This is a genomic window from Candidatus Pedobacter colombiensis, assembly GCA_029202485.1.
Taxonomy (GTDB): domain Bacteria; phylum Bacteroidota; class Bacteroidia; order Sphingobacteriales; family Sphingobacteriaceae; genus Pedobacter; species Pedobacter colombiensis.
In genome coordinates, this window is the sequence record CP119313.1 from 4196816 (window position 1) to 4221568 (window position 24753).

The window sequence follows — 24753 nt, forward strand, 5'->3', positions numbered from 1 at the left end:
ATCATTTGGGAATAGAGCTCTATAACACAGATAACCAGGGCTATTTTGAATTTAAAGCAGCCAACCTTACCGTAGAAAAAGAAAAGCCGGTGTATATATTTCTGGGTGAGAAAAACAAGGATAGATATGTGCTATCTATAAATGACCCTTACGCAAACCTGAACAAAAGTTATTTGAAGTTATTTGGACCAGAATACAGGGCAGTTCCCTCATCAGTTCAAAATAACAATGTACTCTCTCTTAAGAGTAACGAAACTGCAATAAGATTAAAGGAAGTTCAGATTACTTCTGGAAATAACAATAACTTTCGGTCGCCTAGGGGCCCAAATGCTTGTGGGGATTATGTTTGCAGCTATAATATATTGAACTGTTTCAATCATGTAGGTAGTTCAAACAACAGGCAGCCTGTAGCGGGTGAAAGTTATCGTATAAGCGGTGGTGGAGGGACAATAGTCTATCAGGGTTGCGAAACTGTAGCCATTAACCCAGGCATGGTAGCTATGGATGGCATTTATTCAAAAAAGGAATTTTATATGAATGATTATGCCGAACCTTTAGAACCGGCTTTTGTATCAACCATTTACTGGAACAATGGATTCTTGCTGAACAAGAATGAGAAAGAAATTACTTTTTATACTAGTGACATTACCGGAAAATTCAAAGTAATTGTGCAAGGGGTGAGTACCAAAGATGTACTTTATGGAGATTATACTTTTGAAGTAAAAGGGAAATAGCAGTTCACTATTCCCCTTCCTATATTTTATTTTAATTGTGATGCTTTTTCAACAATTTCGGCCACGACTGCCGGATCAAGCAAGGTCGTTACATCGCCCAGATTACTGGTATCACCTTCGGCTATCTTTCTTAGAATACGACGCATGATTTTACCCGATCTGGTTTTTGGTAAACCTGATACAAACAATATTTTATCCGGTTTGGCAATTGCTCCAATAACACGTGTTACCGTTTGTAAAATATCCTTTTTGGTAAGATCCTCATCAGTATGTACATTAGGATTGATCACGAAAGCATAAATCCCTTGTCCTTTTACATCGTGTGGGTAACCAACTACAGCGCTTTCTACCACTCCGGCGTGCATATTAATCGCATTCTCGACTTCAGCAGTACCGATTCTATGTCCTGATACATTGATCACATCATCTACCCTACCCGTAATTCTATAATAACCATCTTCATCTCTTAAACAACCATCACCGGTAAAGTAAAGGTCTTTATAGGTAGAGAAATAGGTTAGCTTACAACGTTCGTGATCACCATAAGTGGTACGTAACATTCCCGGCCATGGGAATTTGATACATAGGTTGCCATTTACACCATTACCTGCAATTTCATTACCTTGCTCATCCACCAAAATTGGTTGTATCCCCGGTAATGGCAGGGTTGCAAAACTTGGTTTTGTAGGCGTAACATAAGCTATTGGCGAGATCATGATACCACCGGTTTCTGTTTGCCACCAGGTATCTACAATTGGACATTTACTTTTTCCGATGTTCTCATCAAACCAATGCCATGCTTCTTCATTTATTGGTTCTCCTACCGACCCCAAAACTCGCAGCGAGCTTAAATCAATGCCCTTTAGAGGTTCTTCTCCAAAACTCATTAATGAGCGGATGGCTGTAGGCGCAGTATATAGAATATTTACTTTGTGTTTTTCGACAACCTGCCACATTCTTGATGCATCTGGATAAGTTGGAATTCCCTCAAACATCAAGGTTGTCGCACCCTGTGAAAGTGGACCATAAACGATGTAAGAGTGACCGGTAATCCAACCAATATCGGCCGTACAAAAGAAGACTTCGTCTGGCTGATAATTGAATACATTGGAGAAGGTGTATCCTGCATAAACCATATAACCACCAATGGTATGTACTACACCTTTAGGTTTTCCGGTCGAACCTGATGTATACAGGATAAACAACATGTCTTCAGCATCCATTTCTTCAGCAGGGCAATTGGTATCCACCAATTTAATTTCATCTTCCCACCAAACATCTCTACCTTTCAGCATGGACACGGCCATACGGGTATGGGTTAAGACAATTACCTTTTCAACCGTTGGACAGCCAATCAGGGCATCATCAATGACTTCTTTTAACTGAATTTGTTTGTTTCCTCTATATGCTCCATCGGCGGTAATCACGACTTTGCATTCTGCATCGTTAATACGATCAGCAATAGATTTAGCAGAAAAACCACCAAATACAACAGAATGAACTGCACCAATACGTGCACAAGCCAATACAGCAACCGCAAGTTCAGGTACCATTGGCATATATATACATACTCTGTCGCCCTTTTTTACACCGTTCTTTTTTAGAACATTGCCAAAACGACAAACTTGTTCATGTAAAATTTTATAGCTTAGGGTTATACTTTCTTTTTGCGGATCATTTGGTTCCCAGATGATGGCTGGTTTATCTCCATTTTCAGCTAAATGACGATCTAAACAATTCTCGGTAATATTTAGCTTGGCCCCCTCAAACCATTTGATATTGGGTTCAGAAAAATTCCAGGATAAAACTTTATTCCATTTTTTTCTCCACTGAAAATTATTGGCAATCCCTTCCCAAAACTGTTCCGGATAATCTACACTATACTGATAGGTTTTTTGATACTCTTCAAATGATTTAATTTGCATGGTCTAATTTGTTTCGGTACTAAAGTTCAAATATAACTTTATTAAAAAGCTAATAAAACTTTTATAGAATCTTTTGCATGGAGGAAAAATAGTGCAATAATCTTGACCTTATTAAACATTCCCTTACCTTACAATGTCATCTTTACCTCGTTTTCAAAAAGGGGTAAATAATGCAATCACACATCAAACTTCATTTAGCAGCTGGTAGATCGGTGGCACTGACACCTGATGCCCTACCTCAGCACAGCGCAGTGCCCATACGAATGGCAAAAGCTGAAAAAATCAAGATTAATGAGGGAGACATCCTGATTCAATCTCTTAGTCATTATCTGGCATATATCGAATTATTTGAATATACGCTTACACAGGAGGTTAACATCGACTTCTCGGTAATTAAACCTTCATTTTTCATGTACATTAACCTAAGGCAAAACTCCTGTTACTTATGCTACAGATCTGAAGGGAAGTATAGGGAAACTCTAACAGCAGGAGCGCATCAAATGATGCTGATTACCTTTAGTCCGGAATGGCTAATCTATAAATCTGAAAAGCTGGCAGAATTAAAATCTTTTACAGCATTCTTCAACAATCCAAAAAGGCGTAGCGTAAATCTTCCTTCTTTTGGCATCGCTAAAAGCTTATTTAATTTACTAAAAAAAACTGATCTGAAGGTCAATCACTTAAATATGGATGCCAGCACCTATATTTTTATCAACAATTGTATTACTAAATATTACAATAAACTTATCAGCCGAAACTGCAATAATGAATACCTGCAACATAAGGCAACTGCCATTGCCCAATTTATACACGAAAACTTTACATCTGAAAAAGCAAGTAGTGTACACGAACTTGCTGACCGATTTATGGTATCGGAAAGAAGTCTTGCCCGGCTGGCGAAAATGGCTTTCGGAATTCCACTTCATGAACAGGTTATCAAACTGCGAATTGATTTAGCATTGAGACTGCTCTTGACAACGAATAAACCTATCTATGAAATAGCCAGACTAAGTGGTTACAAAGAACCCCACTATTTCAGTAAAGCTTTTAAAAAATATTATGAGATATCTCCAAAGGGCTTTGAAAGACCGTGCAAAGAAATGGTTACTCTGGAAATGCAAGGGTAAAAATCTGCCAACAATTCTCGAAATATTTTGGCAGAATCCTACATTTTTTTCTAAAAAAATGTGCCGCACCTTTGAATCAATAACCAATAACAATAATCAATATGCAAATTACATTAAACAAACAACCAGGTCTACATCTATCTGCCAAAACAAGAGAAATCATTGTAGACATTACAGTTTATTTGTTCATTATACTTTTTATGTATACTGCAGCAAGTAAAATACTAACTGTAAAATCCTTTGCATCAACACTGGCAAAATCACCTTTAATTGGTAGTTATAATATGATTGTGGCTTATGCCATTCCAATCATAGAAATGCTCATCAGCATTGTCCTGATCTTTCCCTTGGTAAGGAAAGTAGGGCTGTATGCTTCATTTTTATTGATGACAGTATTTACTGCTTACCTGGCTTACATGGTTTTTTCAGGAAATAAATTACCCTGCCACTGTGGGGGTGTAATCAGCACCATGACCTGGCAGCAGCACATTTGGTTTAATCTGGGCTTTGTGGTACTGGCCATTATTGGCTTAACCATAAACAGAAAAAAGAAATAAAAGAATTTACGCGCGTGATTCAGGTAAATGAGGTAGCCTGTTAAAATAAATACATCAGAGATTTACTAAACAACAATAATAAAATGAACAAAATTAAAAAAGCAGCATTTGGCGTTCTCGTAGCTGGGCTGGCATTTGGGTTCAGTGCATTCACCACAATTAAAAAAAGTTCAGTCTTCACCTATTATCAGGTAAATAATCCTTATGCGGCACCTAGCAATCCTAATGGCTATGCTTACTATTCAGGAGACAGATGTGAAGCTGGAGGTAATCTTTGCACTGCGCAATGGGATATTGGCCTCAATCCTCCCCCTTTTTTTGAAGGTCAGGCCCTGCCTCCTACCGGAGTAACTCTTCAAACCAGTACAATTACATCTGGTCATTTTGAGTAAATAGTATAAAAGGAGATTGATTAATCAATCTCCTTTTATACCCTTAACGCTCATTCTGCTGTATCTCGCTTAACCTGATCTCTTCTTCATCAATTGGAAAAACATATCTTTTATCATTCGGTTGCAGGGTATAAGAATTCCCATTCAATACTCTTGTTAAAGTAACGGCAAGGCGTGTATCTCCGTTCAACCTTCTCAAATCTGACCAACGAATCCCTCTGAATATCAACTCCTTTCTCCGTTCTTTTAGAATGTAATCCAATACTGTATTAGGATTTGTACTTATTAGGTCAAGATATAAACCTTTCCATCTCGTTCTCCTTAAACGATTCAGGTCTTCTAATGCTAGAGTTAAGTTCCCATTTCTCGCGTTACATTCCGAACGGATCAAATACATTTCATCAGTAGCCAAGCCTCCGAAAAAAGTTTTATCACCATTATAACTACCTTTAAAAGTCATGCCATTAGCACTTGCGGTAAAAAAGATAGACTTACGACAATCTTCAATGGTGTAATCATTATATAATTCGGGAACTACGATTAGCCTTGATGCATTAAATATCCCATATGAGAACGTACTATGAAAGATCACTTCAGAATTAAATTTTGCGATTGGGAAAGATATAGAGCTGTTCAATTTGGTATAATCCATCAAATCCGGCTGAATTTTCAAAGCAAGGTCAGCATATACTCCTGCTTGATCATAGTTCTCCATGGCTAGATAAGTTTTTGCCAATAAGGCATACGCAGCTTCTTTAGATGGTCTGGTTTTGTACCCGGATTTTGCCCCAAGAAGATTAATTGCTTCTTTTAGATCTATGATGATCCGCTCGTATGTTTGTTGAAGATTACTGCGTTTCACTTTTATGTTTACATCATACTCCAACCTTAATGGTAATCCCAAATCTCCCGATGCAGACCTAGAATTATAAGGGACACAATACTCCTGTATCAGGTTAAAGAAATCAAAAGCTCGAAAAAATAATGCACTCCCCTTTACACTATTCCAATCCTGTTGGTCATTTGTTATGGGCGTTATTTTTTCAATTCCTTCCAATATTACATTTGCATTTAAAATCCGTTGATAAGCATACGTCCAATCCAAGCTTTGTTCACCATTATAAAACTCTTTTGTGGGGGCCCAAATATAGGCCGATTTTTCCTGTATAGTAAAAAGATTCTGCCAGCTGGAAGATGTAATATAAAAATCACCTGCTCCTATTTCGCCTAAGCCACATGCTTGATTAACATTGAAAATTTGAGAAGTATTATCAAGCAAAGCTTGATAATCTCCTATGCTTTTTGGAACAACTAATGATTTGTCAGGCTTAGCTTCCAGCCACGATTTACCGCATGATTGAAAAAACAGCATCAGCAACATTGAGAATATATAACTTAGACATTCTTTTCTCATAATCCTTTTCCTTTAAAGACTTGCTTTAATTCCAATTGAAAAACTCATAGGCATAGAAGTTGCTAGGCGATCTCCTATCCCAGGAACAAAATCTGGATCCAGGCCAAAATGATTTGCTTTCCAAATGATGCCTATATTATTTGCATATAAATAAAGTCGCAATTGTTTCATCGGAATAGTTCTCCAATTGGAATGATCCAGATCAAAACTTAGGCTAGCATCTTGTAAACGGACATGATCACCTTTTCCAACAGTTGAAGGGGAACTCGTATAAAATAAATCCCTAAAGTTGCTTTCCGTATAATTTGCTTGGGATGGCACATCCGTGAACAGTTCATCTCCTTTTTTTTGCCAACGTCTTTCAAAGTCATTATTCGAACCTCTATTTATCGCTAAATGATACATACTGTAGTAACTTACTGTAGGCTTTCTGAAATAATAGCCTAACTTATAGCTGATACTAAAGGCAAGTGTAAATTTACAAAAGGAAATTGTATTGTTCAATGCCCCAAATAGCGTAGGACGTGCAGGCCCATTATATTCAAGTTCACTTAATGGAGTTTCAGCAAATATCCGGCTATAATCTTTACTAACCTGCCCATTTAAGTAACCACGAGGGTCACCATTCGAAGGGTCTAATCCTGCCGATCTATAGCTATAAATACCATAAACCGGTTTCCCAACTATGGGTTTTACATTATAATTATCCAAATAAGTACTAGCATTTGTTCTAATTACATCATACAAAGTTATCCAATCATGCACAGTCGAAAACAAAACATCTGTTTGCCATTTAACAATTCCCTTTAAATTCTGAGAAGTTAATGAAATGTCTATACCTTTAGCCTTCATTTCAGAATAATTCCCTCGTAATACTTTAATTCCTGAGCTGGCGGGGAAGGCCTTATCACCAAGAATATCAGTCCCTTTCTTAAAAAAATAATCTACCTTACCCAAAACAACATTATCCTTGAACCCAAAATCAAACCCTAAGTTGACAATACCTATTTTTTCCCAACGAAGCTCAGGATTTCCTATGTTTACTATAGTCGCAATTGGCAAATTTGTACCTACTGCATTTCCAATATTTCTGAAAGTAGTTATCCCTGTATAGTTCTTATCCAAATTCCCATTAAAGCCATAAGATGCTCTTAATTTTAATATAGGCAACCAGTTTATTTTGTAAAAACTCTCCCTATCCAAATGCCATAAAGCACCAGCAGACCATAGTGGTATGTTCTTCTGATTGGTTTTGACTCCAAAATAATTTGATCCGTCCATTCTCGCACTCGCTGATATGATATACTTCTGATCATAAGTATAGGCAGCATTCGCAAATACTGACCTGATTCTATCTAGTCTCCCGAAAAGATCGCGACCAGTGCTTATTTTACCAGAACCTGATGGATTTAGGTTAAAAATACTCAATGTATCAACAGACACAGAACTCCCTGTATGCTTATCATAGCCATAATTGGAGTATGAATTTAGTTGAGTATCAAATTCGGAAAGCTCATAACCTGTAATCACATAAACACTCTGTTTTTGCCAGTCCTTTTGATAATTTAGTTGGGCTCTAAAATTTTTTGCTATAGCTTTTCGGACTATTTGATACTGAATTGCTCCTAATGGAATATTATAACCAATAACTTGCCCAGCATCCAAAATTGAATATTGATTGATCAAACTTCTCGTTGAGGAACTTTCTAATCCTGCTACAAGTTCTGAACTATTTTTGATACGTTGATAGAGGTATTTTGTTTCTGCTTTTAAACCGGGAAAAAGCGTATAATTTAAACCGCCATTTAAACGCAGATCATCAGCTATCACCGTTGTAGGAGGAAGTCCTAATTCATCTAAAGGGACATAAGACCAGTCCAAAAACCCTTTAGACAGAGCCTGTGCATTGAATTCAGCACTATATTGACTGTAGAATGGCATAACATTACCCTTCGCATCCCTAAACTGATAGTAAGGTGTAAAGTTTTGAGCTATAACAGCAATCGTACTGTCCATTTTCGCATTGGTTCTTACATAATACAATCCTGCATTCAATTCCAGATTTTTCAACAGTTTTACTGTATGCTGCGTGTTTACAGTAACCCTATTGTTTTCATTATTAACAAGGCTTGAAAGCGCCCGATCATAACCCGCTGAAAGATAATGGTTGGATCGATCAGTGCCTTTACTTAGGTCTATAAAATATTGATGTGAAACAGGGCTTCGATAGAAATATTTAAGCTCTTCATTCCTGATATCATTCCCCCGCAAAGCATTAAGCTGTTGTTCTGTTACTGTTGCAGATTGTCCTTTTCTTTGCTTGTCTAAAATCTGCACAACCGGAGAAACAACTGGATAATTAATCTTGTCTAGCAGAGCCGCATCATATTTCCCATTATTAAACAAGAATGTTTCTACATCAATAAAATCTTTGGAAGACAGGTAATTTTGATTGTAAAAAACATCCGGCTTACTTGAAACAGTCAAATTAGTATTAAAAGAGAGCTTCAAGGGCTGCTTGTACTTCCCTCTTTTTGTTGTGATTACAATCACTCCATTACCTGCCCGTACACCCCATATGGAAGCAGAGGCAGCATCCTTTAATACAGTAACACTAGCTACGTCATTTGGGTTAATGGAATTATAGTCACCATTAAAAGGGAAATTATCTAAAATAATCAATGGTTGATCATTTGCATAGATTGTACTTCTGCCGCGGATAGATAGATCCAAATTACCCGAATTACTACTTAAAGTATTTTTATTGAACAACAGACCACTGGTGATCCCTTCGAGCCTGCTAAAGATATCATTACTGACTCTTCGATTTAGCTGTGCACTGTCTACCAATGCAAAACTTCCTGTAGCACGTTCTTTCGGAATACGTTGATAACCTGTACTTACAATTTCTACCCCAGGCAAATCAACCTCCTTTTCCTCAACAGTGACTACCGGTTTATCGTTAACCTTCGGTTCTACTGTTTTGACCGGTGCTGTAACAACCGGCTGATCCTTTACAACAATCATTTTGTCGACCATGGTATAGGTAAATCGCAATTTAGCCGATACCTGATCCATTACCTTTTTGAGCTCAACATTCTTAAAATTAGCATCTATCTGCTGATTTGTATTGAACTCCTTTTCATTCCAGACTACACTAGCCCCCGTTTGCTTTCTTATTTCTTTAAAAAACTGCAATAAGGATACGTTCTTCCGAACGTAATTTAATTTCTGTGCGTGTACAACTATCCCCAGCAGCGTTAATATGAAAACAATTGCTCCCCTTTTTAAACGCATTATTCTATTACGGTAATTCTTCTTCCTTCTACTTTAAAATGTACATTTGCGGTCAATTCAAGCATTTGTAATACCTGAGGTATTTTATTAGACCTGATCATAGTACCACCTATAAGTGCCGTACCGACTTCTTTATTCTGATAAACCACCTCTACATCATACCAACGGGCAACCATTCGCATAATACTTTCCAGTGGTGCATTTCGGAATGTGAATTCTCCATTTCTCCATGCTATAGCTTCCTCAGCATCTACCCGTTTAACGCTTATTTTATCGTTTATTAGAGTTGCTTCCTGATTGGGTTTGAGCATCACAGCTTTCCCTAAACCTGACTTGCCCTTTATACCTCCCATAAAGTCGAGCGTTGAGGGATCCAGACTTGCTGATAACATACTATTCTGTGATGGCCTGATGCACACACTTCCTTCAAGCAAAGTTGTAGTTACATTTTTTTCATTGCTGTAGGCACTCACATTAAAGTGCGTTCCCAAAACTTCTATTTCCTGACCATTACTTACCACTATAAATGGAACCCGCACAGCAGACTGCTTATTACTTTGCTGTAATGGGCGTGTAACCTTAGCAATTTCAAAATAAGCTTCCCCATTTAGCTCCACTCTGCGTTGCGTAGCTCCTGCAAAAGTTGAGGGGAACTTTAAACTGCTGGCAGCATTGAGCCATACCTTACTACCATCGGGCAATACCATCTGATACATACCTCCGCGTGGTATATTTAAGATCAATTGCTGGCTGTTGGTTGCTAAACGTTCTTGCCCTGCTACTTTACCACCGTCAATATATGTTAGTATATGATCTTTTACTGCGACACCAGTTTTCGCTTCATTTAATGGAATGTTTTCGCCGTTCGCTAAAGTCAATAATATATTTTTTGAACTGGCAACAATAACATTACTTTCAACCGAAGGAACTATGGGAACAGGCTTAAAGAATAAAGAAGTTAAACCCAATAATACTAATGCAACTGCAGCTACCGAGCTCAATCCAATGATAAACTGTTTACCAAGTGTACTTCGCACAGGCCTTTGCTGGGCTTCCCTACGCATTCTTTTTATAGTAATCAGTGCAGTTCCGAGTTCGAAATTTAGTTTATGAGCATTAATATTTCCTGATTTTTGATTATATTTTAAAAAAGCCTGTAGCTCTTCGTAAGTAATTTTACCTATAAAATCTTCATTATCATACATAGGGAGGCTTTCCACCTTCCCATTTTGCATAAGCGACATTGCTTCTGCAACCAATTGCCGGGTATATAATTTAATCTGGTCCAAGTTTAAAATGCGTTAAATTTAAATTCTATCTTATCCCTCCAGTCCAAAAGTACCAATTTTTACGCTTTAATCCATAACTATCTGTCTCTAATAATAAAAAAGACCTTGTATTTAGGGCACCATATCTTTCTATACAAGCCACGACTGACTACTAAGTGCTTAGCCATACTTTTGTAAACAAATAAAAGCTACCGGTTAATGTTGCTTAGAAGTGAATCATAATTATATTAGCCAACCCTCTGGAAATAAATTAAAAATATTTCGGCGACTTCTTGACGAATACAAATATTTTATTGATATTTGCACACTCTTAAAAAAATTAAGAAAGTATATTTAACACTATAAATAAAGGCATGTCTAGAGTTTGTGATTTAACCGGAAAAATGGCGATGACAGGTTTTAATGTTTCTCACTCAAACGTTAAAACTAAGCGTAAGTTTTATCCCAACTTACAGCTTCAGAAATTTTATATTCCTGAAGAAGATCGTTGGATAACACTGAAAGTATCTACTTCAGCTATCAAAACCATTAACAAAATTGGTATTACTGAAGCGATCAGTCGTTTCGTAAAAAAAGGATATTTGTAAATAACATTGGTTGATGTGAATCAACCTTAATAGTATATAAAATGGCAAAAAAAGGTAACAGAGTACAAGTTATTCTAGAGTGTACAGAGCATAAAACTAGCGGCATGCCTGGTATGTCTAGATATATCTCTACTAAAAACCGTAAAAACACTACTGAGCGTTTAGAATTGAAAAAATTCAATCCGGTATTGAGAAAAGTAACGGTTCACAAAGAAATTAAGTAATATCATTTAGTATATAACTAAATATAATCCTATTAAATCATGGCAAAAAAGGTAGTTGCTACCCTTAAAACGGGTAAAGGAAAAGAATATTCGAAAGTTATTACAATGACTAAATCACCTAAAGGTGCTTATTCTTTCAAAGAAGTTATTGTTCACAACGATCACGTTCAAGATGCTATTTCTGCATCTAAAAAATAATTTTAATATTTTATAATATTAAAGCCGTCCCTTTTTACCGGGAGGGCTTTTTTTGTTTTGTTATACATTCGTATGGGGTTATTCGATTTTTTCAAGAAAAAAGAAACTGCGCCTGAAGCGCAAGTGGCTCTGGATAAGGGATTAGAAAAAACTAAGGAAGGTTTTCTTAGTAAAATTACTAAAGCTGTTGCCGGCAAATCTACCATAGATGATGATGTGCTCGACAATCTGGAAGAAGTATTGGTTACTTCTGACGTTGGTGTAAGTACAACATTAAAAATCATAGACCGTATACAGCAGCGTGTAAGCAAAGACAAATACTTATCTACGACAGAACTAAATCACTTATTGCGTGATGAAATTCAGTTGCTACTGGCAGAAAACAACAGTAACGACTTCAGACAGTTTGAATACGGTCAGCATAAACCATACGTAATTATGGTTGTTGGCGTAAATGGTGTTGGAAAAACCACGACCATTGGAAAACTGGCACATAAACTAAAGGCTGAAAACCTTAAAGTTGTTTTAGGTGCGGCCGATACTTTCAGAGCGGCAGCGGTAGAACAAATAAAACTGTGGGGTGAGCGTGTTGGCGTACGGGTTGTGGCTCAGGCAATGGGCTCTGACCCTGCATCGGTAGCTTATGACACATTACAATCAGCCGTAGCTAACGGCGAAGATGTAGTTATTATTGATACTGCAGGTCGATTGCACAATAAAATCGGACTGATGAACGAGTTGGGCAAAATTAAAAGTGTGATGGAAAAAGTGATCCCTTCTGCCCCGCATGAAATATTACTGGTATTGGATGGCTCGACAGGACAAAATGCCTTTGAGCAATGTAAACAGTTTACAGAAGCTACAGACGTAAACGCTTTGGCTATCACTAAGCTTGATGGCACAGCAAAAGGCGGTGTAGTTATTGGCATATCTGACCAGTTTAAAATTCCCGTAAAATACATAGGCGTTGGCGAGAGCATGAACGACCTTCAATTATTTGATAAAAAAGCATTTGTTGATAGCTTATTTAAATAAGCGCACAATAAATAAAAAAGAATACCCCAATATTGCAGCATGAATACAAAAATCAGTTCCAAAATAATTCCCGTTAAAAAACCTAAAATCAATGTAATTACTTTAGGTTGCTCCAAAAACACCTATGATTCTGAAGTTTTAATGGGGCAACTGCGCGGCAATAGCATGGATGTAGTTCATGAAGCAAACAAAATGGGGAAAGATGATATTGTTGTCATCAATACCTGTGGCTTTATTGATAATGCGAAACAAGAATCAATAGATACCATATTACAGTACAGCCATCTAAAAGATGAAGGAAAAGTAGGTAAAGTATTTGTAACAGGATGCTTATCTGAACGCTATAAACCTGAACTAGAAGCTGAAATCACCAATGTTGATGCCTACTTTGGGACCAATGATTTAAATAACTTATTGCACTCTCTTGGTGCAAATTATAAACATGAACTTATTGGCGAGCGGTTACTTACCACTCCCTCCCATTTTGCATACTTCAAGATTGCAGAAGGCTGTAATCGCCCCTGCTCTTTCTGTGCCATTCCATTAATGCGTGGTAAACACGTTTCACGCGATATGCAGGAATTGGTAAATGAAGCCAAAATATTGGCAGCTGGCGGTACAAAAGAATTGATACTCATTGCACAAGACCTTACCTATTACGGTTTAGATATTTACGGCAAGCGTAATCTGGATGAATTACTTCGCAGATTATCTGATGTAAATGGTATTGAATGGATCAGACTTCAATACGCCTACCCTTCTGGTTTCCCTATGGAAATCTTAGACGCAATGAACGAACGTGAGAATATCTGTAAATACCTGGATATGCCTTTGCAGCACATCACAGACAATATGTTGAAATCTATGCGTCGTGGTATCACTAAACAAAAAACCATTGACATTGTAAACCAAATTAGAGATAAGGTACCTGGTATTGCCATGCGTACAACCTTAATTTGTGGTTACCCGGGCGAAACGCAGCAGGATTTTGAAGAGATGTTGGACTGGGTTGAAGAAACTCGTTTCGACAGGCTAGGCTGTTTTACTTATTCACATGAAGAAAAAACACATGCACACAGTCTTGTAGATGATGTACCTGATGAAGTAAAACAAGAACGTGTAGATGCAATTATGGAATTGCAACAAGGCATTTCATTTGACATTAACCAAGAGAAAATTGGCAAGACATATAAAGTTCTGGTAGACAGAAAAGAGGGAGACTTCTTTATTGGTCGTACAGAATTTGACTCACCAGAAGTTGACAACGAGGTATTAATTGATGCCAGTACAGGTTATGCCGCAAATGGCAGTTTTGTACAAGTAAAAATAGACCGCGCCGAAGACTTTGATCTATATGGACAGATTGTAAAATAAAAGCCGCAAATTAAGAATTATGGTTTATTAACTTAAATTCGTAGCAATGCAGGCTAAATACATCTCTTATCAGGAAACGAATGCTTTTTCCGCCGTTGTATTGGATTACATCAGCGGAAAAGACCAGTTAAAGTCTTTTTATAAATATAATCCGGATTTTAATGGCTTCAGCGAAGCCATTAAAAATCGTAACTTCAATGGGGACAGAACCATATTGGTAGAGACTTTGCAGCAGCAATATGCTTCAGTTAAAACTACGCCAATGGTTACCGAGCATATCAAAAGATTAGGAGATAGCCGGACTTTTACCATCACAACCGGTCATCAGCTAAATATTTTTACCGGTCCACTTTATTTTATTTATAAAATAGTGACCGCTATAAACCTGGCCAGAGAATTGAAACAGGAATTCCCAGATTACAATTTTGTTCCCGTTTACTGGATGGCTACCGAAGATCATGATTTTGAAGAAATCAATCATGTTAAAATTGAGGACAAAATGCTGACCTGGAACAAAAACGCTACAGGCGCAACAGGCCGACTGAATACTAAAGATATAATTGAAGCACTTACTGCTTATAAAGGGTATTTAGGCATTGGTAAAAACGGGCTCATGTTATCCCGGTTGGTTGAAGCAGCCTATACCAACAATACTAAATTAAGTGATGCTACCCGGGAATTGGTAGATGCCTTATTTGGTGAATACGGATTGGTTTGTATGGATGCAGATGATCCGCAACTAAAAAAACAATTCGCTGAAATTATATACCAGGATATTACTGAACAAAATAGCTTTAAGTTCATTTCTGAAAGCAACGCAAAACTGGAAGAACTTGGCCATAAACCACAGGTAAACCCCAGAGAAATTAACTTCTTTTACATGACAGACCGATTGAGGGAACGGATTGTAGCCGAAGATGGACGTTATAAGGTAATGCACACTGATATTAGCTTTAGTAAAGAAGAGCTGCAAACAGAAATCAGTAGCTTCCCTGAAAGATTTAGCCCCAATGTAGTCATGCGCCCGGTTTATCAGGAGGTGATTTTACCTAATCTGGCTTATATAGGTGGCGGCGCCGAGCTGACTTACTGGCTACAGTTAAAATCGAACTTTGACCATTATAAGGTTGATTTCCCAGTGTTGTTGTTACGTAATTCGGCATTGATCATTGACAGCAGAAGTGAAGTAAGAATGCAGATTCTTGGCATCAGTCATAAAAACCTGTTTGCAAAAACTGAAACTATAAAAAATGATTGGATACGCTCGCATGTAAACCTTCAACTTTCTTTAAATGATGAAGAACGTGCCATTAGCGCCGTTTTTGATCAGATTAAATTAAATGCTTACAAGATTGACAAAACACTTTCTCAATCGGCTGATGCAGCTAAAACAAAAGCACTTAAACTCATTTCCAGTTTGGAGACAAAAATGCTTAGGGCTGAGAAGCGTAAACATCAGACCTCTTTAGCTCAAATTGAAAGTTTAAAAGAGAAGCTTTTCCCAACAGGAGTACTTCAGGAAAGGGTACTAAATATTGCGCCAATGTATGTGCTTTATGGTGACGAATTTATCGATTCTTTAATTGCCTGTTTCAAACCCCTGGACCATCAGTTCACCATATTATTTGCCTGATTACCATGAAATTTTACACTTTTACCGAAAATAATCTACGCCGTTTTACAGAAAACGTCTTTTTAACTATGGGCTGTCCGGAAGCAGATGCTAAACTTGCCGCGGATGTTTTGTTATGTTCGGATTTAAGGGGTATTGACTCTCACGGTGTTGCCCGTTTAAGTGGCTATGTGAGGTTATGGGAAAAGAAACGGATCAATCCGGTGCCTGTGGTAAAAATAGTCCATGAAACCGCTACTACAGCTACTGTTGACGGTGATGGAGGGCTAGGTCTGGTGGTAGCTCCTTTTGCCATGAAGATTGCAATAGAAAAAGCACAAACTTATGGTAGTGGTTGGGTTTCTGTAAAAAACTCGAATCATTTTGGAATAGCCGGCTATCATGCACTAATGGCTGTAGCACAAGATATGATCGGGATCAGTATGACCAATGCAAGTCCGCTGGTAGCTCCTACTTATGCCAATGAAAGATTATTAGGGACAAATCCGATGTGCTATGCTTTTCCTGCCGGCAAATATCCTCCGGTAGTGGTAGACATGGCAACGGCTGCCGCAGCAAATGGTAAATTAGAGATCGCGCAAAGGGCCAATCAACCTATACCAGAGGGATGGGTACAGGATAAGGAAGGAAAAATTTCTATAAACCCAAATCAATTAAAAGAAGGCGGATCATTATTGCCTTTGGGAAGTGATAAAGATCATGGGAGCCATAAAGGTTATGGATTAGGGGCTACAGTTGATATATTATCTGCAGTGCTCTCTGGTGCTAATTACGGACCATGGGTACCTCCTTTTGTTGCTTTTCTGGAGCCGCCAACAGATCCCGTAGGCGAAGGCATTGGTCACTTTTTTGGTGCCATGCGTGTTGATGGTTTCCGTCCGGCACAAGATTTCAAAGACCATCTGGATAACTGGATCTCACGTTTTAAAAGTGCTAAAACCATAGACACTGAGCATAAGGTAATCATACCGGGTGAACCTGAATATGTCTTTGAAAATGAGCGCAAAAAAAACGGCATCCCTTTAATAGATGCCGTTGTAAATGACTTAAATGAACTGGCCCTTAAATTAGGGATAGCTGGTTTATCCTAATGGATACCCCTTAATAACCTACTCCATCTGATTTTATGGAAGAACGAACCATTGGTATCGTAACTCATCCATATAAACAAAGCCTTTCCAACAATATGATCTTCTGGCACAAAGCCCCAATAGCGGGAATCAGCAGATCTATGTCTGTTATCACCCATCATCCAGTAATAATTCATTTTAAAAGTATAGCTATCTGCAGGTTTACCGTTTATTAACCAGCCACTACCTGATTTCTCCAGCTTATTGCCTTCATAGATACGAATGCTTCTTTCATAAAGTGGCATGGTAACACTATCCAACTTAACTGTCCATCCCCTTTTAGGGATAATGATAGGTCCAAAGTTATCTACATTCCAATCTCTGTGCGGATCAAACGGAAAAATATCACCTTCCCGTTCATGAGGAGGAGCCGTAAATTCTTTTACAGATTGCACGAAGTCCAATTTTTTCACTTTGGCCATCATTTCTGCAGTTCCGTTAAATGTATACACATTAGGAGTCATAGTACTTCTGATATCATCAGAAATATTAAATCCTAAATCTTCAAAAACTGAAGGATTCACATCAGGAGTTTTAAACACAACCTCATAGCTGATCTGCCCCGTATTTTTCAATGGTTCAGGCTTTCCATTAACAGTTACCAATCCATTTGACATGCTTATGGTATCACCTGCTATACCAATACAACGTTTGATATAATTTTCCCTTTTATCTACAGGTCTGCTTACAATGGTATATCTGCTATTGATCGCAGCCCATCCTTCAGATCTTACCATTTGATAATAGTCAACATCCTGTTGTTCTAAAGCTACAGTATCACCTTGCGGATAATTAAAAACCACAACATCATTCCTTTTAATATCGGATAAACCTGGCAATCTATGGAACTTCCATTGCACTCCATCCCAATAAGCTTTAGTACCGGTTATTGGCATAGTATGATGAGCAAAAGGAAATGCTATTGGTGTCATAGGTATTCTTGCACCATAATTAACCTTGCTAACAAATAAAAAGTCGCCTACCAGTAAAGACCTTTCCATAGAAGCCGTTGGTATTGTATAAGCCTCGATAAAGAATACCCTTATAATTGTTGCAGCAACCACTGCAAAAACGATAGCATCTACCCATTCACGGGTTCTGGTTTTTTTCTTCTTTGGCTTATCGTCTTTGCTTTTTTGCCAGAATTTCCAACTCATATATTGTTATTTAAAATTAAATATATCGGCTATATTATAAAAGCCTTGTTTATTTTGTAGCCACTCTGCTGCAACTACTGCTCCGAGAGCAAATCCGGAACGGTTGTGTGCAGTGTGTTTTAATTCAATCTCATCTACCTCCGAGCTATATAGCACAGTATGGGTTCCCGGTACATTTTCGATTCGGTGGGATTCGATCAACAATTGATCTTTCTTAATCACCTCATCAAATGGCGTACCCACCACTTCATTCACCCACTCCGTTTTTCTGTCCATCCGCTCAATAATATCTTCGGCAAGCGTCATAGCGGTACCACTCGGTGAATCTAACTTCTGTGTATGGTGTATTTCTTCTACCTGAACTTCGTAAGCGGGGAAATCATTCATAAGCTTTGCCATCAGTTTGTTAATATGAAAAAAGAGATTCACACCTATACTGAAGTTTGATCCATAAAGTAAAGTATTGTTACGGCTTAAACATTCGTTTTTCACCTCTTGTAGCTGACCATACCATCCAGTTGTACCAACCACTACCGGCACGTTTGCATCAAAACAAGCATAGATATTACCGAGGGCTGCATCGGGGGCACTAAAGTCTATGGCGACATCAGCTTTAGACAAATTAGCTGTAGTTAAATCTTCGGTGTTGTCGATATTGATCTTCAGGACGATTTCATGGCCTCTTTCTAAAGCAAACCTTTCAATGATTTGCCCCATTTTTCCATAACCAAGTAAAGCTATCTTCATTTAATTTATATTTCTTTTTAATTTAACCTATTTAAAAGCTAATTGCAATTTTCATTCCCGGCGCAAAACCATTAAAGCCATACATCTGATTTGAATTTATCAAATCGGGACTAACTTTTATCCGCGCTACATCCCCGACATCACCCACATCAAAATTTGCTAAGCGAGCATCAATATAAGCTTCCACAATATTTAATAAATATAAGCCTACATAAGAGAAAATGATAACCTGTTTATTTCTTCTGTAAGTGTCTTTTGCTAAAACCAAGCGATCTGTTGGAGAGTTTGCATAAAGGCTACCTGCCGGAGATTTACCTCCATTTTGCGCTCGATACTCCAATTCATTAACAAATATATTGTACTGCTTACTATTATCCATATAGGAAATGGTAAGCAAAGTTGCCCCGGTATAGATAGCGGCAACTTTTACCCCCCTGTAAAAGTTAAATCCGTTTCTGATCTGTCCCAAACCCGGCAAAATCGCCGATCTGATGGCAGCTCTTCTTCCTGCAATTTTACCCAGGTTTACATAAGGTTTTACAGTATCAGTGGGTTTAGATTCCAATACTGTACTATCCTTTTTATTGGTCAGTTTTTGCTGGGCCTTTGCTGCAAAAACAGCAAAAAACAAGAGGACCGATAACAGCAAAACTTTGTGCATTACCAATCCAATAACTCTAGAATCCGATTCAAATCATTATCAGACATGAATGGAATTTCGATGGCTCCTTTACCATTGTCCCCTACCTTTAATTTCACTTTTGTGGCAAATTTAGAGGCCAGGTCTTTCTGTAATTTTTGATATTCAAAAGGGACCGCCTTCGATTTCAATTGAAATTTAGGTTTTACCTCAACACTGTTGATGCTTCTTACCAATTCTTCAACCTTTCTAACAGAAAGTCCTTTGTCAATAATCTCCTGATGGATAAAAAGTTGCTTTTCTTCTTGTTCTACATTGATCAGTGCACGGGCATGTCCCATGGATATTTTCTGATCGCGAATAGAAATCTGGATAACCGGGGGCAATTTTAGCAGGCGCAGGTAATTGGTCACCGTAGTACGGTTTTTACCTACACGCTCGCCAAGCTGTTCTTGTTTTAGGTTACATTCATCCAGCATGCGCTGAAAACTAAGTGCTACTTCAATAGCGTTCAGGTTTTCACGTTGTATATTTTCTATAAGCGCCATTTCCAGCATCTGCTGATCATTGGCACTACGTACATAAGCCGGGATTTCAGTAAGTCCGGCAAGTTTAGATGCCCTTAACCTACGTTCACCAGATATGAGCTGATATTGATTTCCGTCTTGTTTTCTAACCGTAATCGGCTGAATAAGCCCCTGCACTCTAATAGACTCAGCCAACTCGTTTAAAGCCACCTGATCAAATTCGGTACGTGGCTGATACGGATTGGTTTCTATATCACTGATGTTGATCAATCCAATGCCATTGTTGTTTTGGTGGCTTTCCGATCTGGTTTCACTAACCGGGTTAACCTCGCTTTTAGGCGGGTTAACGGATTCGCTATCATCCAAAAGCGCACTTAACCCTCTGCCTAAACCTGTTTTTCGCTGAAAAGATGTCATTAAAAAATAATTATATAATTGCCGTATTTACATCCTGCACTTCCTTAACCAATCCGTTTTTACGAACGATCTCACGTGCCAGGTTCAGATAATTGATAGCCCCTTTACAGTTTGCATCGTGCATAATTACCGACACACCGTAGCTTGGGGCCTCACTTAAGCGGGTATTTCTTTGAATGATGGTTTCAAAAACAAGTTCCTGAAAATGCGTTTTCACTTCTTCAACCACCTGATTCGACAAACGCAAACGCACATCATACATCGTCAGCAAAATACCTTCAATTTCCAATTCAGGATTTAAACGATTTTGTACGATTTTAATTGTGTTTAATAGTTTACCTAAACCTTCCAATGCAAAATATTCACATTGAACAGGAATGATGACCGAATCTGCTGCTGTAAGTGCGTTAATCGTAATTAAACCTAATGAAGGAGAACAGTCTACAATAATAAAATCGTACTGATCTTTAATTTTCTCCATTACAGCTTTCATTTTATACTCCCTGTTATTGAGGTTGATCATCTCGATCTCCGCACCAACAAGGTCGATATGCGCTGGCAACAGATCCAAATTTGGCGTTTCCGTTTTCTGTATCGCATCCATCGGCTCAATATCATTGATGATACATTCGTAGATGCTGTTTTTGATATTTCTTGGATCAAAACCAATACCAGAGGTAGAGTTGGCCTGAGGGTCTGCGTCGACCAATAAAGTCCTGTATTCCAGTACGGCTAAACTTGCGGCTAAGTTTATAGATGAAGTCGTTTTACCCACACCACCCTTTTGATTTGCCAATGCAATAATTTTACTCATTTATCTTTTTAATAATTACCAATTATTTACTTAAGGCTTAATTTACATTGAAGTAAATCTATAAAAAATGCTATTTTTGTAATGTTTTAGGCATATTTTAACGATTAGCTAAGATACAAACTAAATGGCAAAACTAGCATTAATGCATTAAGTGTTTTACACATCTTATCAACAATTTACGCATGGTAACCATCATATCAGGAACAAACAGACCTGCAAGTAACACATTAAAAGTCGCAAAATATTACCAGAAAACATTGGCAGAAAAAGGGTTACAAACCAATCTTTTTAACCTGGAAGATCTTCCCGAAACACTCATTGTGTCTGATCTTTATGGAAAAAGAAGTGCCCAATTTGAGCCCATCCAAAAGCTAATTGCGGCAACCAGTAAGTTTCTTTTCATCATACCCGAATACAACGGCAGCTTCCCTGGTGTACTAAAAACATTTATTGACGCCTGTAATTTCCCTGAAAGTTTTTATGATAAGAAAGCCGCTCTGGTAGGTGTCTCTTCCGGAAAATATGGAAACATTAGAGGGATAGACCACTTCGGAGGTGTTTGTAGCTACTTACATCTTAATGTACTGCCTTTAAGAATTCACATATCAGCTATCAAAACCGAACTGGATGAGCATGACAACCTGTTTAAAGAGGACACTTTAAAATTTACAGGTCAGCAAATGGATAAGTTTATTGCGTTTTAAAACTCAACCAATCTATCCCTTCATTCCCAAACACAAAGAAGCCAGGATAAAGCATTTCGGCGATATCCTCCAATGCTGCAACCAGATCTTCGGCATCATCGATATCCAAATCCTGTCCATCCATTAAATAAACTCTATTGTACTCAACGGCTGGCCAGCTGTTATCCAATAATGGAAGAACAAGACCCATCAGCGCTAACATAGAGACCCCTCTTTCCAAATAGATAACTACTTTGGCTGTATTTGGAAAATCGTGAAATATTCCACCGGCAGCTAAAATAACTTCCTCTAAAGCATAATTTAGCTTGTTGTTTGTATCCAGGCAGACTACTGGCACTTTATCCATAAACTTTATTTTATGCTGGATTAAATCTATACGTTCCTGAAGTTGTTCGCGCAGCGCTTCATCTTTAACCTTATTTATAACAGCATTTAAAAAAGACATATCGATATATTTATTACTTTGTACAAAATTACTATTCCTGAACTGATGCGCCATATGATAAACAATATTTTTTATGCCCTCTTGATTTTAACATTGCTGTCCTGTAAGCAAAAATCAACCGATACGGATAAAAAGGTATTTAATATGAACCTTGACCAGAATGTCACTTCCCTTGATCCTGCTTTTGCCCGCAATCAAAATGCCATCTGGATGATCAATCAGATCTTTAACGGACTTGTACAGATTGACAGCACATTAGCTCCCCTGCCTTGTATTGCAAAAACATGGCAAATTTCCGAAGATCACTTAACCTATACTTTCAACCTACGCAACGATGTTTACTTCCATGACGATCCTATTTTTCCTGATGGAAAAGGCAGAAAGGTGGTCGCAGCTGATTTTATATATAGTTTTTACCGACTTATAGATCCAAAAGTTGCCTCATCCGGAGGATGGATTTTTAGCGATAAGGTAAAAGATAAAAACAGTTTCATCGCGCTCAATGACAGCACCTTTCAGGTAAAACTCATTAAACCCTTTCCGGCCTTCATGAACTTATTAACCACACAATACTGCTCCGTAGTACCATGGGAAATTGTTGAGCATTATGGTAAAGATTTCAGAAGCCACCCAATAGGCACCGGTCCTTTTAAATTTAAATACTGGAAAGAAGACGAAATTTTGGTCTTGTTAAAAAATGAGCATTACTGGGAAAAAGAAGGAGAGCAGCAACTCCCCTATCTCGACGCTGTAAAAGTTACCTTCATCAGTGATAAGCAAAGTGCTTTCATGAATTTCATTAAAAAAGATCTTGACTATTTTGACAAGGTAGATGGCAGTTACCGTGATGATATCCTGACCAAGAGCGGCAAAATGACCAGCAAGTATAAAGGGAAATTTCAATTAAGAAAAGGTCCTTATCTATGTACCGAGTATGTCGGCATTTTGGTAGACACCTCAAAAGAAATTGTCAAAAACTCTCCTTTAAGATTTAAGAAGGTGAGGCAAGCTATCAATTACGCGATTGACAAACCTAAACTGATTAAATATTTAAGAAACAGCATTGGCAAGCCAGCCACATCAGGTTTTATTCCTAACGGGATGCCTGGCTTCGATAGTATAGCTGTTAAAGGTTATCATTATGACCCACAGAAAGCAGCCGAATTACTTGCCGAAGTTGGCTTCCCTGATGGAAAAGGTATGTCTCAGCTTACCTTAAGTACTTCAACAACTTACAAAGACCTCATTGAATTTATTCAGGGGGAACTCAATGCTATTGGCATTCATGTAAAAGTTGATGTGAGCCCGAATGCTAGCTTAAGGGATCTCATCTCTAAAAATGGAGTTAATTTTTTCAGAGGTTCATGGATTGCCGACTACCCGGATGGTGAGAATTTTCTGGCCATGTTTTATTCCAAAAATAAAGTACCCAATGGCCCTAACTATACCGGTTATTTTAATGATGACTTTGACCGTCTATTTGAGCAAAGCTATTACGAAAATGATAACAAAAAGAGATATTTGCTTTATCAAAAAATGGATCGGATGATTGTAGAATATGCGAATGTAGTTCCCATTCTTTACGATCAATCTCTGGTCATGACACAGAATAACATCAGCGGATATTCAATGAATGCTTTAAACCTGATGATATTGAAAACGGTGAGAAAGCAATAATAGCCTAAGAATTCAGCTAAAAACTAATTAATTACTATTTCATTTGGTTATGATTGAACTAGAAGGCCCCGTACTTGTTTAGGATATATTAACAATGGCAGTCTTGAATGCTGTCTTTCAATTAAATGAAATATGTTCTTATTGTTTATGTGATTTTTTTTGAGTATTTTTTGAAGAAAAATATGACCATAGCCAAAAAAAAAGTCCTTCAAAAGATGCTTTTGATATTTCTTCAAAAGACGGATGAAAAAAGTCTTTTGAAGTCCAAATTAACAGCGCTATTGCAAAAATAAAAGATGTAATTAATGTATTTTTTATCATATGTTCAGCTACAATTTATTATAATTCTAAATCTATATTATCAATAATTTTATAAGCTCTTAAAAATAAATAGGATGCTTATAAATGTCTTTTTAATAGAGTTGTAAGCTTATAATTTATTGTATAAGTTTTTTAAATATACTTTTATTTATTTAACTGAACTAATCATGAGACGGAGTCCTTAAAATTAATTGATCAACCCTTATTATAAAACACCATAAAAGAAAGATTTTATGCTGGATTAAATCAGTACGTTCCTGAAGTTATTCGCGCAGCGCTTTATCGATGATTGTAGAATATGCCAATGTAGTTCCTCTTCTTTATGCTCAGTCATTGATTCTGACACAGAATAACATCAGCGGTTTTTCACTTAACGCTTTAAACCTGA

At 37.6% G+C, this 24753-nt stretch carries 23 protein-coding genes; 13 read left to right on the top strand and 10 right to left on the bottom strand.

The genetic code is table 11. The features are described from left to right. Window positions 1–5: 5 nt before the first annotated feature. Complete coding sequence (locus tag P0Y49_17600; protein ID WEK18606.1) at window positions 6–734, top strand: hypothetical protein; 729 nt, start codon at window positions 6–8, stop codon at window positions 732–734. Window positions 735–760: 26 nt separating this feature from the next. Here P0Y49_17600 and acs read toward each other — a convergent pair whose 3' ends face one another. Then, window positions 761–2659, bottom strand: a complete 1899-nt coding sequence (gene acs / locus P0Y49_17605) for an acetate--CoA ligase (protein ID WEK18607.1) — start codon at window positions 2657–2659, stop codon at window positions 761–763. A gap of 170 nt (window positions 2660–2829) precedes the next feature. On the opposite strand from acs, the gene P0Y49_17610 reads away from it, so the two are divergent. The 3 genes from P0Y49_17610 to P0Y49_17620 all read left to right on the top strand — a co-directional run bounded on the left by P0Y49_17610 (window position 2830) and on the right by P0Y49_17620 (window position 4735). After that, the gene (locus P0Y49_17610; GenBank protein ID WEK18608.1) at window positions 2830–3786 is read left to right on the top strand and encodes a helix-turn-helix transcriptional regulator; all 957 of its coding nucleotides are present in this window, start codon (window positions 2830–2832) and stop codon (window positions 3784–3786) included. Window positions 3787–3887: 101 nt separating this feature from the next. Further along, entirely contained in the window at window positions 3888–4343 is a 456-nt protein-coding gene (locus tag P0Y49_17615; GenBank protein WEK18609.1) for a hypothetical protein, read from the top strand. Between the two features lie 83 nt (window positions 4344–4426). Beyond that, on the top strand, window positions 4427–4735 hold the full coding sequence (locus P0Y49_17620) for a hypothetical protein (protein WEK18610.1): 309 nt from the start codon (window positions 4427–4429) through the stop codon (window positions 4733–4735). A gap of 43 nt (window positions 4736–4778) precedes the next feature. Here P0Y49_17620 and P0Y49_17625 read toward each other — a convergent pair whose 3' ends face one another. The 3 genes from P0Y49_17625 to P0Y49_17635 are packed head-to-tail and all read right to left on the bottom strand — an operon-like array spanning window position 4779 to window position 10735. Further along, window positions 4779–6149 carry a RagB/SusD family nutrient uptake outer membrane protein gene (locus P0Y49_17625; GenBank protein WEK18611.1) on the bottom strand — a complete coding sequence of 457 codons (1371 nt, stop codon included), beginning with the start codon at window positions 6147–6149 and terminating at the stop codon, window positions 4779–4781. Between the two features lie 12 nt (window positions 6150–6161). After that, window positions 6162–9446: a SusC/RagA family TonB-linked outer membrane protein gene (locus P0Y49_17630; protein ID WEK18612.1), complete on the bottom strand. Its 3285-nt coding sequence runs from the start codon at window positions 9444–9446 to the stop codon at window positions 6162–6164. Beyond that, window positions 9446–10735, bottom strand: a complete 1290-nt coding sequence (locus tag P0Y49_17635; protein WEK18613.1) for a FecR family protein — start codon at window positions 10733–10735, stop codon at window positions 9446–9448. Before P0Y49_17635 ends, P0Y49_17630 begins: the two co-directional genes overlap by 1 nt. A gap of 353 nt (window positions 10736–11088) precedes the next feature. Between P0Y49_17635 and rpmB the strand changes: the two genes are divergently transcribed. From rpmB to P0Y49_17670, 7 genes are all read left to right on the top strand, one after another. Next, window positions 11089–11322 (top strand): 50S ribosomal protein L28, encoded by a 234-nt coding sequence (rpmB, locus tag P0Y49_17640; protein WEK18614.1) that lies wholly within the window; start codon window positions 11089–11091, stop codon window positions 11320–11322. A gap of 41 nt (window positions 11323–11363) precedes the next feature. Then, a complete protein-coding gene (gene rpmG / locus P0Y49_17645; GenBank protein ID WEK18615.1) occupies window positions 11364–11546 on the top strand; it encodes a 50S ribosomal protein L33 in 183 nt (60 codons plus the stop codon). Window positions 11547–11585: 39 nt separating this feature from the next. After that, a complete protein-coding gene (locus P0Y49_17650; GenBank protein ID WEK18616.1) occupies window positions 11586–11744 on the top strand; it encodes a DUF4295 domain-containing protein in 159 nt (52 codons plus the stop codon). 72 nt (window positions 11745–11816) lie between these two features. Continuing rightward, window positions 11817–12779, top strand: coding sequence for a signal recognition particle-docking protein FtsY (ftsY, locus tag P0Y49_17655; protein ID WEK18617.1), 963 nt, complete (start codon window positions 11817–11819; stop codon window positions 12777–12779). 39 nt (window positions 12780–12818) lie between these two features. Continuing rightward, window positions 12819–14153, top strand: a complete 1335-nt coding sequence (gene rimO / locus P0Y49_17660) for a 30S ribosomal protein S12 methylthiotransferase RimO (GenBank protein ID WEK18618.1) — start codon at window positions 12819–12821, stop codon at window positions 14151–14153. Window positions 14154–14199: 46 nt separating this feature from the next. Continuing rightward, window positions 14200–15786 (top strand): bacillithiol biosynthesis cysteine-adding enzyme BshC, encoded by a 1587-nt coding sequence (gene bshC / locus P0Y49_17665; protein WEK18619.1) that lies wholly within the window; start codon window positions 14200–14202, stop codon window positions 15784–15786. 5 nt (window positions 15787–15791) lie between these two features. Further along, window positions 15792–16877 (top strand): Ldh family oxidoreductase, encoded by a 1086-nt coding sequence (locus P0Y49_17670; protein ID WEK18620.1) that lies wholly within the window; start codon window positions 15792–15794, stop codon window positions 16875–16877. On the opposite strand, the gene lepB is transcribed toward P0Y49_17670, so the two are convergent. From lepB to P0Y49_17695, 5 genes are read right to left on the bottom strand one after another with little or no spacing between them, the layout of a single operon-like run. Continuing rightward, the gene (gene lepB / locus P0Y49_17675; GenBank protein ID WEK18621.1) at window positions 16874–18073 is read right to left on the bottom strand and encodes a signal peptidase I; all 1200 of its coding nucleotides are present in this window, start codon (window positions 18071–18073) and stop codon (window positions 16874–16876) included. The genes P0Y49_17670 and lepB overlap by 4 nt on opposite strands. 6 nt (window positions 18074–18079) lie before the next feature. After that, entirely contained in the window at window positions 18080–18820 is a 741-nt protein-coding gene (dapB, locus tag P0Y49_17680) for a 4-hydroxy-tetrahydrodipicolinate reductase (GenBank protein ID WEK18622.1), read from the bottom strand. Window positions 18821–18851: 31 nt separating this feature from the next. Next, the gene (locus tag P0Y49_17685; GenBank protein WEK18623.1) at window positions 18852–19481 is read right to left on the bottom strand and encodes a DUF5683 domain-containing protein; all 630 of its coding nucleotides are present in this window, start codon (window positions 19479–19481) and stop codon (window positions 18852–18854) included. Continuing rightward, window positions 19481–20404, bottom strand: coding sequence for a ParB/RepB/Spo0J family partition protein (locus P0Y49_17690; GenBank protein ID WEK18624.1), 924 nt, complete (start codon window positions 20402–20404; stop codon window positions 19481–19483). Before P0Y49_17690 ends, P0Y49_17685 begins: the two co-directional genes overlap by 1 nt. Window positions 20405–20414: 10 nt before the next feature. Beyond that, on the bottom strand, window positions 20415–21218 hold the full coding sequence (locus P0Y49_17695; protein WEK18625.1) for an AAA family ATPase: 804 nt from the start codon (window positions 21216–21218) through the stop codon (window positions 20415–20417). Between the two features lie 182 nt (window positions 21219–21400). On the opposite strand from P0Y49_17695, the gene P0Y49_17700 reads away from it, so the two are divergent. Beyond that, window positions 21401–21922 carry an NAD(P)H-dependent oxidoreductase gene (locus tag P0Y49_17700; GenBank protein ID WEK18626.1) on the top strand — a complete coding sequence of 174 codons (522 nt, stop codon included), beginning with the start codon at window positions 21401–21403 and terminating at the stop codon, window positions 21920–21922. On the opposite strand, the gene P0Y49_17705 is transcribed toward P0Y49_17700, so the two are convergent. Next, window positions 21909–22367 carry a hypothetical protein gene (locus P0Y49_17705; GenBank protein WEK18627.1) on the bottom strand — a complete coding sequence of 153 codons (459 nt, stop codon included), beginning with the start codon at window positions 22365–22367 and terminating at the stop codon, window positions 21909–21911. The genes P0Y49_17700 and P0Y49_17705 overlap by 14 nt on opposite strands. Before the next feature lie 45 nt (window positions 22368–22412). On the opposite strand from P0Y49_17705, the gene P0Y49_17710 reads away from it, so the two are divergent. Further along, window positions 22413–24044, top strand: coding sequence for an ABC transporter substrate-binding protein (locus P0Y49_17710; protein ID WEK21808.1), 1632 nt, complete (start codon window positions 22413–22415; stop codon window positions 24042–24044). Window positions 24045–24753 lie beyond the last annotated feature (709 nt).